The organism is Staphylococcus sp. FSL H8-0121, assembly GCF_038008425.1.
GTDB classification, from domain to species: Bacteria; Bacillota; Bacilli; order Staphylococcales; family Staphylococcaceae; genus Staphylococcus; species Staphylococcus pasteuri.
The window spans coordinates 569,540-584,560 of record NZ_JBBOZB010000002.1 but is presented as its reverse complement, the minus strand read 5'-3'; the positions used below and the strand labels follow the sequence as shown (position 1 = coordinate 584,560).

At 31.5% G+C, this 15,021-nt stretch carries 9 protein-coding genes; 2 read left to right on the top strand and 7 right to left on the bottom strand.

The genetic code is table 11. From position 1 onward, the window contains the following. Window positions 1-2: 2 nt before the first annotated feature. From LFT63_RS08255 to LFT63_RS08230, 6 genes are all read right to left on the bottom strand, one after another. Window positions 3-1,196: an MFS transporter gene (locus LFT63_RS08255; protein ID WP_029055904.1), complete on the bottom strand. Its 1,194-nt coding sequence runs from the start codon at window positions 1,194-1,196 to the stop codon at window positions 3-5. Window positions 1,197-1,283: 87 nt separating this feature from the next. After that, window positions 1,284-1,841 (bottom strand): TetR/AcrR family transcriptional regulator, encoded by a 558-nt coding sequence (locus LFT63_RS08250; RefSeq protein WP_017637253.1) that lies wholly within the window; start codon window positions 1,839-1,841, stop codon window positions 1,284-1,286. Window positions 1,842-1,892: 51 nt separating this feature from the next. Then, window positions 1,893-2,483, bottom strand: coding sequence for a TetR/AcrR family transcriptional regulator (locus tag LFT63_RS08245; protein WP_017637252.1), 591 nt, complete (start codon window positions 2,481-2,483; stop codon window positions 1,893-1,895). A gap of 212 nt (window positions 2,484-2,695) precedes the next feature. Continuing rightward, window positions 2,696-3,622, bottom strand: a complete 927-nt coding sequence (locus LFT63_RS08240; RefSeq protein ID WP_029055906.1) for a glycine betaine ABC transporter substrate-binding protein — start codon at window positions 3,620-3,622, stop codon at window positions 2,696-2,698. 23 nt (window positions 3,623-3,645) lie between these two features. Continuing rightward, entirely contained in the window at window positions 3,646-6,360 is a 2,715-nt protein-coding gene (locus tag LFT63_RS08235; RefSeq protein WP_208970291.1) for an MMPL family transporter, read from the bottom strand. 479 nt (window positions 6,361-6,839) lie between these two features. After that, a complete protein-coding gene (locus LFT63_RS08230) occupies window positions 6,840-7,268 on the bottom strand; it encodes an organic hydroperoxide resistance protein (protein WP_017637249.1) in 429 nt (142 codons plus the stop codon). A 230-nt stretch (window positions 7,269-7,498) separates the two neighbouring features. Between LFT63_RS08230 and LFT63_RS08225 the strand changes: the two genes are divergently transcribed. Continuing rightward, window positions 7,499-9,517, top strand: coding sequence for a cell wall anchor protein (locus tag LFT63_RS08225; protein ID WP_029055908.1), 2,019 nt, complete (start codon window positions 7,499-7,501; stop codon window positions 9,515-9,517). A gap of 63 nt (window positions 9,518-9,580) precedes the next feature. Here the strand turns inward: LFT63_RS08225 and LFT63_RS08220 are convergent, their stop codons facing one another. Beyond that, entirely contained in the window at window positions 9,581-11,638 is a 2,058-nt protein-coding gene (locus tag LFT63_RS08220) for an amidase domain-containing protein (protein ID WP_029055909.1), read from the bottom strand. 252 nt (window positions 11,639-11,890) lie between these two features. Here LFT63_RS08220 and LFT63_RS08215 point away from each other — a divergent pair, with 252 nt between their 5' ends. Next, on the top strand, window positions 11,891-14,752 hold the full coding sequence (locus tag LFT63_RS08215) for a YhgE/Pip domain-containing protein (protein ID WP_029055910.1): 2,862 nt from the start codon (window positions 11,891-11,893) through the stop codon (window positions 14,750-14,752). The last annotated feature ends 269 nt before the right edge of the window (window positions 14,753-15,021 follow it).

The following is a 15,021-nucleotide window of genomic DNA, read 5'->3' as shown; positions in this document are numbered from 1 at the left end:
ATCTATAGTAAATCTTTATTTGCTTTTTGTAGTTTAGTATATTCATCGTCGATATTAACTTTCGGAGGTTTAACTTCGACTTTTGGATAGATTAAGACTGGTGTTAAACCAATAATGCCATATATTACAAAGGTGAATGTATAACCTAATTCTTCTACAATAGGGCCTGCTAAAACAGAACCAATGACTTGTCCTACTGCTAACATTAAAAATGGAATTCCTATACCAAGAGAAGCGTTTTTAACGAATAATTTAACTCCCCAAACAAGCAATACACCTGTAATGAATATATAACTTGCTCCAAAAAGTAAAGAAGCTAGGAAAGGTACTATCCAAATAAAAGGTGTTAATGCCAGTAGAATAGATGCAGCTGCCATTAAAATGACACCTAAAAAATATGAGAACTTAAGTCCGTATTGATCAATCATTCGACCGGAAATACCGCCTAATACACCAGCTACACCAATAAGTATCCAAAATATAGATAAAGCGATAGGCGAGTAGTGATCAGTATTTTGAACATATGATTTTGAAAAGGTCCAATATGGTGCAGTTGAAATACCTAATATTGTAGATGCAAAGATAATTCTTTTACTGGCACTTATATCTAGAATATTAAGAGAACCTGGATTTATGTTTATGTTGTGTTTTAAAGACGGAATAATAAAGAAGTTCCATACGGTAATTAAAATGGCGATAATACCATAAATTAAATATACTGAACGCCAATCTATAAAAACTAACATAGCAGTTATTCCAGTAAACACTAAACCCATACTCGTACCTGAATTAATCCATGTGTTAGCTTTACCTTGTTGTTCCCATTTAATCCATAATGAAATAGCATAACCATAAGGTGGAGAGATAAGGCCCGAACTCGCTCCAGCAAATATAACACCTAAAGAAAGCGTCAATGCATTGGAGGCTATGCTAATGGTGATTAAACCTAAAATAACTAATAAGCTAGCTAACATAATCATATATTTAGGACCAGTTTTTGCAGTTCTTAACGTAGCATAGATGATGGTAAAACAATAAGATAAATAAAATAAAGATGATATAATTCCAGCACTTGAAGCGCTTAAATGTAAATCTTTAGAAATATCAGGGAGAAATAGGCCAAAACTAAATCTACCTAAACCATAGATTGTAGCAATCATGGCAATACCTGGAAATACAAGTTTATAGAAATTCATTATATGATCACTCCCTCTTTTATATAGAACGTTCATTCTATTTTAGGTTGAAATTAAAGAGATTGATGAAAACATCAATCTCAAATATTAATTGTATTTGGTTGCTTCATCTATAAATAGATGTGCAATATAACGTGCATGCTTTGTCGCTTCATCTACACCTAATAGTGTTGTCATAGAAGTTGTACCTTCCATAAGTAAAGTATATCTAATCGCTAAATCACGACCATTTTTAAAGTTAGATCGAGTAGCTAAATTTTCAAGAAAGTTTAAAAGACGCTCTTTATGACCACGAGCGATAGATTCTATATTACTATCACTGTCACTATAATCTTCGATAGCTCTCATAAACATATCTCCAGTATAAGAATAGTCTTCTAACCATTTACAATGTGCATCAACAGCTGAAATAAAAGGTTGATGAGGAGATTGATTAACACCATCTTCTAAATAATGCCAATAACGTGATTCACGTTGTTTAAGGACAGCTTCTACTAATTTTTCTTTTGAATCAAAATGATTATAAAGTGTCATTGTGGCTACATTAGCTTCTTGAATAATTTGTTTGAGACCAACACCATGGAAACCGTGTTGATAAAATAATCGTTCAGCTACTTCTAATAAATCTTGTTTCTTCTTGGACATCTTCATCACTCATTAAAAATAGAATAGTCATTCTAGTTAAAGTTAACACTGTCAATTTTGGTTGTCAAATTGTGTTTGTCTGCTATAACAAGAGGGGATATTGATATCCAAACTATCATATAAAGCTTCTAAAATTTCATCAGCTGAATAACTATAGTCATTTTCAACCCACCGACGAATAATTTCTATTAAACCACTACTATAAAAATCAGCAATTAATTGTGGGAATTTACTATTATTAATTTTATTAGAAAGAGGGTCATTATTGTTTTGTGCTTCTTCAATCATTTTTTCACTACCATATCGAGTGAACAGACGAAATACATCTTCTTGTCTTGAAGCTACTAATAAATTTTTAAAAACGCGTTTGTTACTATCAATAAAATGGATAAACAGTTCGAACGCATCTGTTGAAGCATTATGGCCATCATACTTCACTACTTCTTCTTCCATTAAGAATTCTGTAAGTGGTAGAAGTAGATCATATTTATCTTGAAAATATCGATAAAATGTACTTCTGTTAATTTCGGCTGCTTCACAAATCTTTTGTACAGTAATTTCATCAAAATGATTATGGTGTAACAATTCAAAGGCAGTTTGATTAATATGTTTAATCATGCGTTTTTGTGTTGATGTTGGCATAACTATGACTCCTCAAGTAATAATGTTAATTAATAATAACAATGTTTATTTAGTAATGTATCACGAATAATTTTATCTTACCAAATATAAATGGTTTTTACATAAACTAAACAATTATCTTCAATTAAATACACAAAAAAGGACTTGAGAATGTCTTCATTTTCAAGTCCTTTACATGATTGTTACTCGGAGTTATTAATTCGTAGCTAAGATTAGTGGTCGATGCCTTCTAACCATTCGTCTACTTTATTGTCGTGGTCATCTACATAATCTTTTGCAACTTGTTCTGGATTTTTTTGGTCTTTGAAGATTTTCTTAGCTAATTGATCTTCATCTTTTTTGCTCCAGTCGTCTGACATGCGTGTTGCAATTGTATACGCAGCTGGATGATTTTCTTTAAATTCTTTGTTGAATACTAAATTGATATGTTGATCTTCTTTACCATAGATTTTATCTGGATCTTTTAACATTTTTACATCTAATTCTTTAGAGAACCAACTTGAATCCATTGCTGTAAATAGGATTGGTTGTTGTTGTTTATAAGCTTTTTGAATCGCTTTAAATTGATCTTGGTCTGAAGATTCTTTAAGACTATAGCCGTCTAAATTATCTTCATCTAATTCACTTTTAGTTTGTTTCATAACGCCATTTCTTGCGTCAGTACCTTGAATGTCTTTATCGAATTTTTTACTGTCTTTAAGATCAGCAATAGAATCGATATCTTGTTCGTATTTTGGTACGGCCAAGCCAACTTTAACGTCATCTACAAGATTTTCTTTGTCATAAACTGATAATTTACTTTTGAATTTATTATAATAGCTTTTATCTGTAGATGGGAAAATACCTGATGCATGGAATGAATCCGGATTTTCAGCTACAGAAGCATATAACGGGCCACTTGCTTGAACAGGTGTTGTTGTTACATCATAACCAGCTTTCTTTAAAACTTCAGCAATGACTAATGTACGTGGTGCAGAGTTATCGCTAGCAACGTAAGGTAATTCGATTTCTTTATTACCAAGTGATGTGCCTTTTTCTTTTGATGAACTTCCGCCACCGTTACCACATGCACTTAGCACAATGGCTAAGGCAATAGTGGCAAATAGGCCTAAAAGTTTTAAACTTCTTGTTTTAAACATTCAGCATTTCCTCCTATTAAAAATTAATATCTATCTCTATCGTTATTACGTTGAGTGTCGTCATGAGATTGTTGATCAGAGTGATGATTATATTGATTATAAACATCGTGATCATTTTCTCTTGCATATAACATTAGAGCATGGAATAACACATCTTGACCATTTGATTTACTTGATAAATCTTTAAATAATTCAGTCGTACGTACTTCATTGCTTTGTTGATTTGATTGAGAACGACGTGCGTACGAAGTGTTATGGTTATCATAATTATTTGGACTATCGTAGTGTCTGTAATCATCATTTCTGCGATTACCAACATATTGTCCATTTCCTTCTTTGTTATATAAAGATTCATAATCTACATCATCATTAGGTTCGTTTGAAGAAAGTCGAGATAAGTGCGATTCACTAGTATATGTTGAGTGATCACGATTGTCGTTATAATGTTGTCCATTTTCATTATGGAAACGACGTTGCTCATCTGAACGATATTGGTTGCTTACGCTATTTCTATCTTCTCTTTGACGACGGTCATCGGCATAAGCATTATAATTATCTTCATTATAATGTGCTTGAGAATTAGCTCTATTTGAATCTTGTTCTAATGCTTTACCTTCGATATCTAATTCAGGGAGGATGTTACGCAACCATTTAGGCATGTACCATGAAGCTTTACCGAATAATTTTGTTAATGCTGGAATTAATGTCATTCGTACTACAAATGCATCAAATAAAACACCGAATGCTAGAGAAATACCCATTGATTTAATTGCCATATCATCTTGGAAAACGAAAGCAATAAACACACTGAACATAATCAATGCTGCAGCAACAATAACTGGGCCACTTTCTTTAATACCTACTCTAATAGAGTGGTCGTTATCGCCAGTCTTACTATATTCTTCATGAACACGTGTCATTAAGAATAATTCATAGTCGATAGCTAAACCGAAGAGTAAGCCTATTGTTATAACTGGCAAGAAGGCTAATATTGGTCCAGTGTTTTCGACACCGAATAAGCCACCTAAGAAACCATCTTGCATTACTAAAGTTGTGAAACCTAATGTAGCCATTAATGAAAGTACGAAACCAAGTACTGCTTTTAATGGTACAAGGATTGAACGGAAGACAAATACTAATAATACAAAGGCTAATAATACGATAACGCCTGCAAATACTGGAATAGCGTTGTTAAGTTTTTCTGACATATCAATGTTAATAACACTTTGACCTGTTATTTCAGAATTGAAATCGTATTTTTCTTTAGCATCTTTATTGTAATCACGTAAATCATAAACTAAATCGTTTGTAGATTTAGCGTTAGGACCATCTTCTGGAATAACTTGGATAAGTGCATAATGATTATTATCATTTAATTGTGGTTTTTCCACAGTATCTACATTATCCATGTCTTTAATATCTTTTCTCATGCTGTTTAAATCAGATTCGATAGATTTTTTGCTACCGCCATCTTTAGTATTAACAAGCATTGCAATTTGTCCATTATAGCCTGCACCAAAGTTATCTGTGATTAAGTTGTAAGCTTTATGTGCTGATGAATCATTAGCTTTAAGACTATCATCTGGGATACCTAATCTCATTCCGGATACAGGTATGATAGCGATAATTAAAATGATTAAACTAATAATAATTGCAATTATAGGTTTACCAACTACGAAATTTGCCCATTTATGATCTTTAGGGTCTTTATTATTTTCTGGTTTGTTTTTAATCTTAATTTGTTTATGGAATACACTAATTAATGCAGGTAATAGTGTTAAGGCTGCTAATACAGCAAATAAAACACTAAGTGCAGAAGAGAATCCCATAACTGCTAAGAAGTCAATACCTACTAATGATAATCCACAGACAGCAATCATTACTGTTAATCCGGCAAAGATAACGGCGCTTCCGGCTGTTCCAACTGCTAAAGCGATGGATTCAACAGGAGGTGTACCTTTTTTCCTAATTTCTTTATATCTAAATAAAATAAATAAGGAGTAGTCGATACCAACTGCCAAACCAATCATTACTGCTAGCGTCAATGTGAAGTTTGGAATGTCAAATACATTAGTTAGTAATGAAATGATTCCCACACTTGAAGCTAAACCGATTAAGGCACTTACAATCGGCATACCTGCAGCGATTAATGAGCCAAATGTAATTAATAAAATAATAAATGCTGTGATGATACCAACAAGTTCTGAATTACCACCAATTTCAGAATTCATTGAGCTTCCAGTTGTTTGTTCTATTTGAACATTGTGGTCATCTTTAACATCTTTCATTTCTCGATTGATAATTTTTTTAGAAGAATCTTGTAATGATGTTTGATTTACAACATAGTTTACTGTTGCAATAGCAGTATCTTTATCATCATTTACTTGATTTGTTTCATATGGATTACTTACATTTTGTACGTAATCATCGTCTTGTTTAATATTATCTAAAGCTTTTTCTATGTCTTTTTTAGTATTTTTATCAGTGATGCCATTCTTTTTATCAGAATGAATCACAATTTTCATCGATGCCTTCTCACTATCTTGATGGAATTCTTTAGACATTTTGTCATTTGTGTCTAATGATTTAAGTCCATTCATAGTGATATCACTATCGAATTTTGGGGAGCTTATCAATAGTGGTGTGATAATTACGCCAAGAATGATAAGCCATGAAATAATGCTTAACCATTTGTGCTCAGCGATAAATTTGCCTAATTTGTATAAAAGTTTTGCCAAGACATTTCCTCCTATTTGTTTTTTTATTAGTAAACTTATGTCGTACATATGAAGTTAAGCTCAATTTAATTGAGTGAAATCTATGGTGTGTAAAAGTTACATTTATCAATTTAACAAGATTCAACTATATGAAACACCATTAATTTTTTTAAGGCGTTGAAAAATGAAACAGATTGCAAAAATTGTTGGAAAATTAATTGATAATGTTAGCTGTAACGTTGTTGTTCTCATTGAATAGGGAATTAATTATAGAGCTTGTTGTACCTTATTCCCTTAATTTATATAAATAATTAGTGAAATAGGATGTTTTTGAATATAACTGTTGAAAATTGGGATAGGGATGTACTTGTTTACCATTATATTTTGAATAAGATCATAAAATATTAAAAAAAGTGGGGAGAATCATTCATTCTCCACCACTTTCAAGATATTTAATATATATTAATGAAATCATAGGGGTAATTAAAAATTATCTACTATTATTGAGCAATTGCTTTTAACGAAACATCAATATTTCCACGTGTTGCTTTAGAATATGGGCAGAATTGATGAGCTTGTTCAACATATTGTTCTGCTTCTTCTTGAGATACATTCTCTAAAGTAACTTGAATGTCTGCAGCTAATTTAAAACCGTTATCCGTAGAATCTTTAACTAATTCAATCGTTATTTCTACTTCAGGATTTGCATCGTTGACTTTGTTACGAGATAGAATTAAAGACAAAGCACTGTTAAAACAAGCACTATATCCTGCAGCGAATAATTGTTCAGGGTTAGTGTCGTTACCGCCTTGACCACCCATTTCTTTAGGCGTCGCTAAATTTTGTACGAAAGTATTGTCCGGGCTAAATACACGACCATCTCGACCACCATTACTAATAATAGTAGTAGAATAAATTGACTCTGCCATCTGAAAAACTCCTTTTAAATTTAATTAAGTTAAATTATATACAAAAACCAATTAATTTAGCTTGGTTGAATTATAAAGCTATATACATAGAAATACAACGTATTTGTTTGATAAAATTTATAAGGATATCAAATACCTTCTATTTAAAATGTAAAGTGTAATTTTATAGGAGTTTGTTATATAATAAAAACAAATTTAAAATTGCTAATCGGCTAAAGGAGATTGAAAACATGAAAGATAAACAAACAAATAAAGTCAGCATATGTTTGAAACTATCTTGTTCAGCGCTTTTAATCAGTGGCTCAATGATTGGATATGGTTTTACAAATAATATGAAAGTCCAAGCAAAGGATTCATCATCTTATAGCACACTTGAATCGAAAGAAGAAAGTTTGCAAGGTCAAATCAAAAAAGCTAAACATGACATTAAACAACTCAGCCATTTGAATGAAGAAAAACAGCAAGATTATCTAGAACAATTGGATGACGTGACTGATAATACTAATTTGGACAAAATTATTAAAAATGCTAAGCAAGAAGATACAAAAATAAAAACAATAAAGAAACAGACTGCTAAGAGTACTGAGAATGAAAAATCAAATTCACAAGTAAATCATTCCAGTAATACTGATGATAATAAAGATGTGACAGAGAATTTAGACAAAATGTTAAAGGATTTAGACATTTCATCCTCGAAAGTTGATAATAGTCAACTAAGTGAAGGAGATTCCTATTCCGATAATGATAAAGATGTGACCGAGGAACAAAATCAACAACTTGATAAAACGAATTCAGATGATAAAAAGGGCAATATCATCGATGATTTGGATAAAATCAAACAAGATGCAACAATAAATGGCGAAGAAGATAACAACAATGATCAACTGGAAAAAGTTGAACCATCAAACAATTCTAAGAAAGTACAATCCAATCATAAAGAACAAACGAAGAGTAATTTGCAAAAGCAAAATAATGTTGAAGATAAAGAAAATCAAACATCATCTCAAGTTCAACAATTAATCAAAGATACAAATTCAGAGAGTACTAATAATAAAGCTAAAGATAAAGTGAATGATGTTACTAAAAAGTTAGAAGGCAGCGACAAAATTGATCATGATATTTCTAAAAAATTAGCTGAAAGTCATGCAAATAATGGTCAATATTTGAATAATAAACAAGATGCCTTAAAGCAATTAGAAAATAATGTTAATCAACAAAGTGAATTATCTACTCAAAGTAAAAAGGAATTGAAACGAGATATTCGTCAAACTCAAAATCGTACAAATCAACAACGTGATTTAATACTTGATGAGCTCAATAACTCTAAAGACAAAAATAAATCAGTTAAAGCGATATTAAATAACGTTATGAGCCAAAATGAAGCGAATCAAACACTGAAAAAAATACAAACCAAAGGTCGATCAGATGAACAAATCGCTAATCAAATTGCAAAACAATTTGATAACTTATCCCATACTTCATCAGATAACATTTTAAAATCAATGCTAGACCAGTCTAAAGATAAGCAACAATTGATTAAACAATTACTTTCTACCCGATTAGGTGACAAAGAAGCAGAACGTATCGCCAATCAACTAGCAAATGGAAATTTAAATAATCAACAAATTATAGATCAGTTAAAACAGCAAATTGATAAACAAGGGAACGTCACTGCAGATGATATCTTAAATGACGTATTAAATAATGCTAAAGATAAAAGACAAGCCATTGAAACGATATTAGCAACTCGTATTGAACAAGGAAAAGCCAAAGTGTTGGCAGACATCATTAATCGTATTCAAACCGATAAAGCGAGTACGTTAGACTTAATTAAATCTGCAATTAACGGTAAAGCAAATGACTTACTACAATTACAACATAAAGTTGATAGTGCTAAGAAAGATTTAGATTACATTATATCTCCTATTAAAGATAGACCGAGTATCTTTGATAGAATCAATCAACATTCGAATAATAATAATTCAAGCTTATTGGATCAATTAAATTCAGGACGTAGTTTATTGGATGGAATTGAAGATATACCAACACCTACACCAGAAAAGGGATTGACACTAGGTTCTGGAGATGGTCTGTTAGAAGGGTTATTTAATGATGACGGTAATCTATCATTACCAGAAGCAGGACAAACAATCAAACAACACTGGATGCCAATTTCAATTGTTGTTGCATTATTCGGGGCAAGTCTTATTTGGATAAGCAGACATAAGCGAAAACATCATCAACAGTAACATCAAAATAAAAATGGACGAGGCAAATTTAATATTGTCTCGTCCATTATTTATAGTTTGAAATTATTTACCAGTAATATAATCAAGTTGTGAAGCATCACTCGCATCAATTGTTCTATATGAAATAACACCTAATCCTTTAACATTAGATTCTGAGATAATAATTGAACCATCTGAATTAACTTTTTCTACAAAAGCTACATGGCCATATTGCGTGTCTGCACCTAATTGACCAGCTTCAAAAACGACAGCAGTGTGCTTTTTAGGTGTTGATGACACATGGTAGCCTTCTTTTTCTGCACGGTTATTCCAATTATGAGCATCTCCCATATTACTATGGATATATTCGTTAAATTGTTTCATACGTTGGTCTACATACCAAGTACATTGACCTTGCGGATAGCCAGCACTACCCTGACTTTCTTCGAATGGTTTGAAACTTGATTGTGACTGATCGTCATTCTTAATAGAATGATTATATTTATCTAAACTTGGCATTTTTTTCTTATCAAAGTCAGTTAAATGATAATGTTTAATAATACTATTTAATTTTTTAGCATAATTTGGATCAGTGGCATACGTACGTGATAAGTGTGATGTTGCTGACTGATATGTAGATGCCTTACTTTTCCATGTCGGTTGATAAATTGTTGGATTACCATCGATACCGCCTTTAATTAAATTAGCATAATCTTCTAATGAAGCTTTGGTATTAGGATATTTACGGAATCCAGCTGTTATATTATACATATTATTTGAGCTATCAGCTTCTAATGTGTTAAATGAAACAGATTGACCATGATAATCGCCTTTAATTCCAAATAAATTGAAGTTAGGTTTTTGAGCAAGCGTACTGTTACCTGAGTCAGATTCTAGGATTGCTTGTGCCATCATAACTGAAGCATAAATATCTTCTTTTTGTCCTATTTGATGAGCGTCTTTGGCGATAGATTTTATAAAGTCTCTTGTGTTTTTACTATCTACAATATTGATATCTCCATCTGTTAAATGACCATCTTGTAATGTTGGTAATTGTTGGAATAGACCAGTTGAACGTGTATTAGACTTTTTAAAATCACTCTCAAATGATTGTGCTGGTTTCGTTTTGTGTTTTAATTCGTCAGGTGTTGGTAATTGAGGGTTCTTGATATCTTGTTGTGTATCGTCATTGTGTTTTTCTTCTGAATGATTCTCATTGCGAGTTTTTTTATTTTTAGAAGATTGGTATTGATTTTGTGTCTTCTTTGCATCTTCACTATATTCATCTAAAATAGAATCAATCGCAGAATCTGAGATACTTTGATTTGATGAATCAGTATTATCGTCATTTTTAGTATTAGATTGACTTGAATGGCTCGTGTTTGAGCTTTGAGATGCATCATCATTTGTTTCTTGTGTTGCATTATGAGAATCATTGTTATCATGATCTGTTTGATCATCATTTGATGTAGTTTGATCGTTTTGATTATTGTCATCTTGTTCTAAATTGTTATTAGATGATGCGTTATCTAAATTACTTTTACTTTCGTCACTCGTTACATCATCGTTAGTATCTTGATCATCGGAATTTTGATTATCTTTCTCTTCATCGCGAGTTGGTTGTTCATAGTCTGAAATATCAGTGTCAAAATGAAATAGATTTTGAATTAATGTCGTTAAACTAAAACTATTGTCATATTTATCTGGTGACCACAAACGATTGAAATCAGATTGTGAAGAAGATAATCCATCATAAAATTGATTGATAACATTAGTTGGCTGATGGGATTTTTTATAATTATCATCAGTGACAGATGTTTGTGTAGAATGATGTGATGAATGATTCTCTTCTTTTGATTGATTATTTTTAGAATCATGACGTGAAGATTTATTTTTAGCTTCTTTATCACTTTGAGAGGTATCATGATCTTTGTCTTTATCTTCTTCGTCATTATTATCATTTGTTGATGAAGTAACTTGACCACTCTTTTTATTAGCATTACTTTGAGATTGAGTGCGTTGTGAAGATGATGAATGTGTAGGTGTTTGATCATCTTCAGCATGGGCTATGGGTGCTGTTGTTAGAGATGGCACGATTAAAGTAGTTGAAAGTAAATAAATTAAGAATTTGTCTTTAGACATCTATATTAAGCTCCCTTGAAAATTTAAATATTATTGTGCTATATACCTTGAATTTGATATAATTTAATTTATGGCATTTATAGTTGATACATATCAACGAATTATAATAACCTAACAAAATGTATTATACTAACCTTTATAAGAAAAATAAATTGTTTTTAGAAAAATGTAAAATAACATTTGATAAAATGAGTATAAAGACTGTGACAAAATAGGTAGAAAAGTTAATAAATTGTTTTTAGGAGTGTGACAATGAAAAACGCACTGAAACTGTTTAAAACGGATTTAAAGAAAATTGCTAAGACACCGGCAGTTTGGGTGATTTTAGCTGGTTTAGCTATATTACCTTCATTTTATGCTTGGTTTAACTTGTGGGCAATGTGGGATCCGTATGGTAATACTGGACATATTAAAGTGGCAATTGTTAATGAAGATAAAGGTGACAAAGTAAGAGGAAAAGAAATTAACGTCGGTAACAAAATGGTACAAACCCTTAAGAAAAATGATAGCTTTGATTGGCAATTTGTAAGTCGAGAAAAAGCTGATCATGAAATAAAAATGGGGAAATACTATGCAGGCATATACATACCAAGTAAGTTTACACACCAAATTACAGGTACTTTAAGAAAGCATCCTGAAAAGGCGGATGTTGATTTCAAAGTTAATCAAAAAATTAATGCTGTAGCTGCAAAACTAACAGATACAGGTTCTTCGATGGTAGTAGAAAAAGCCAATGAACAATTTAACCAAACTGTGACCAAAGCGTTACTTGCAGAAGCAAATAAAGTAGGATTGAAAATTGAAGACGAAGTACCTACAATTAATAAAATTAAAAATGCAGTGTACGCAGCTAATAAATCATTACCAGAAATAAATAAATTTAAAGATAAAATTATCTACTTAAATGACCATCAGGATGACCTTGATCAATATGCGAATCAATTTAGAAATCTTGGTAATTATAAAGGTGATATTTTAGATGCACAAGAAAAACTCAATCAAGTCAATGCATCAATTCCTGCATTAAACGAAAGGGCAAAATTAATTTTAGCTTTAAATAATTATATGCCTAACATTGAACGCGTCTTGAATGTTGCAGCGAATGATGTACCAGCACAATTCCCTAAAATAAATAAAGGGGTATCTATTGCAGGACAAGGTATTGATGAAGCAAACGATCAATTGACTGATGCTAAAGGATTTTTAACTCAAGTTCAAAATAGAGTTGGTGATTACCAAGACGCAGCTGGACGAGCACAAAATGCTAATAATAATGTGAACCAAGACTTACGACAACAAACTAATACAAGTCAACAGAGTGCACATGGTAAACAGCATGATGAAGGACATAGTTATAATTCAAATATTAAAACGAAATCATTGAGTACATCTGGTAATAATGAAAATAGTAATTCTAATGAGTTTGTTACTTCAAATGATGTGAAATCAATGAATACTGCATTGACTGAATCGTTATTATCACTATCCAATATGAGTGATGTACAAGCAAACGCATCACAAAAAGATATGGATGCGCTGAAAAATGTATCTTATGGTATTTTGTCATCAGATAAGCCATCTGAGTTTAAAGAACCATTAGATAATATTAAATCAAGATTAGAAAATGCTACAAAATATAATCAACAATTTATAGATATCTTATCAGAACTTGAGAAAAATGAAGATGTTGATTTGTCTAAGGAAATTAAACAAATTAAATCTGCAAACAATCATTTGAACAAGCAATTAAGAACTACAAACCAATTAATCAATGCCTTATCAAATGGAAGTTCTGGTAAAGCAGAAGCGGTTAATGTATTAAAAAATATCAAAGATACAAACAGTGCATTAAGTCAATTCCGTACGTATATTAAGAAGGAATTAAACCAAAACTTATTAAATATCTCAAATGACATTACTGCACAATTATCTGAAGGACAACAAACATTATCAAATGTACAATCTAAATTAAATTCAATTAATCAAGTGATTAATTCAGGTCAAAGTATTTTAAATAGCGGTCAAAAACGAATTGAGCGTATTCAAACAGCATTACCTAGCATAGAACAAGCTTATATCAATGCCATGAAAACAGCACAAGCATACTTCCCAACCGTGAAGAAAGACGTTGGTAAGGCCGCAGATTTTGTTAGAAACGACTTACCTGGATTAGAACAACGCCTAGCTAATGCAACACAATCAGTAAATGATAATTTACCATCATTGTTCAGTAGATATGATAATGCAGTTAATCTACTAGATAAAAATCAACCTAGAGCTAAAGAGGCATTGTCTAATTTAGCCGACTTCTCTGAAAATAAATTACCAGGCGTTGAAAAAGACTTGAAAAAAGCAAATAAAATTTTCAAGCAATTGGATAAAGATGACGCTGTTGATAATTTAATCGATACTCTAAAAAATGATTTGAAAAAACAAGCTGATGTCATTGCTCATCCAATTAATAAAAAGACAACAGATGTCTTCCCAGTTAAAGATTATGGATCAGGAATGACACCATTCTACACTGCATTATCTATATGGGTAGGTGGGTTATTGATGGTGAGTTTATTATCAGTAGACAATAAACATGAATCATTGAAACCGATACTCACACCACGCGAAATTTTCATGGGCAAAGCAGGCTTTTTCTTCTTATTAGGTATTGTTCAATCATTAATTGTATCTATAGGAGATTTGGTAATATTAAAAGCAGCTGTTGAATCACCATTATTATTCGTAACGATAGCAGTGTTCTGCTCGTTAGTATTTAACTCAATTATCTATACATGTGTATCGTTATTAGGAAATCCAGGTAAAGCAATTGCCATTATTTTCTTAGTATTACAAATTGCAGGCGGTGGCGGAACGTTCCCAATTCAAACAACGCCTAAATTCTTCCAAACGATATCACCGTACTTGCCATTTACTTACGCTATTGACGCTTTACGTGAAACAGTAGGAGGTATTGTGCCTGAAATTTTAATTACAAAAGTGATTATTTTAGCAGCATTTGGATTAGCGTTTATAATTATAGGTGTAGTACTTAAACCGATTACTGATCCTCTAATGAGAAAAGTCTCAGCTAAAGTTGATGAAAGTAATGTAACCGAATAATAACAATTAGATTCTAGCACTTAAGACAGTTAATTAATGTCTTGGTGCTAGAATTTTTTTGTGATTTTCTTAAGAGAAGTTACTTGCACACAAAATCATTTTTAAATAATATTATAATATATTAATATAATTCATTGATATGAAGATAATAAGTGATGATTTTGATGAAATAGTTAGCGCTAAGTGGAAAGATTGAAGTGAGATTTAATTAAAATCAAAACAAAAAAGGATTAGACATTCAGCTCATTGAGCCTGTGTGAGAATGACCT

What these genes read in the sequence shown, in the direction of transcription:
- LFT63_RS08255 (WP_029055904.1), bottom strand. Translation starts at nt 1,196, where the DNA reads ATGAATTTCTATAAACTTGTATTTCCAGGTATTGCCATGATTGCTACA.
- LFT63_RS08250 (WP_017637253.1), bottom strand. Translation starts at nt 1,841, where the DNA reads ATGTCCAAGAAGAAACAAGATTTATTAGAAGTAGCTGAACGATTATTT.
- LFT63_RS08245 (WP_017637252.1), bottom strand. Translation starts at nt 2,483, where the DNA reads ATGCCAACATCAACACAAAAACGCATGATTAAACATATTAATCAAACT.
- LFT63_RS08240 (WP_029055906.1), bottom strand. Translation starts at nt 3,622, where the DNA reads ATGTTTAAAACAAGAAGTTTAAAACTTTTAGGCCTATTTGCCACTATT.
- LFT63_RS08230 (WP_017637249.1), bottom strand. Translation starts at nt 7,268, where the DNA reads ATGGCAGAGTCAATTTATTCTACTACTATTATTAGTAATGGTGGTCGA.
- LFT63_RS08225 (WP_029055908.1), top strand. Translation starts at nt 7,499, where the DNA reads ATGAAAGATAAACAAACAAATAAAGTCAGCATATGTTTGAAACTATCT.
- LFT63_RS08220 (WP_029055909.1), bottom strand. Translation starts at nt 11,638, where the DNA reads ATGTCTAAAGACAAATTCTTAATTTATTTACTTTCAACTACTTTAATC.
- LFT63_RS08215 (WP_029055910.1), top strand. Translation starts at nt 11,891, where the DNA reads ATGAAAAACGCACTGAAACTGTTTAAAACGGATTTAAAGAAAATTGCT.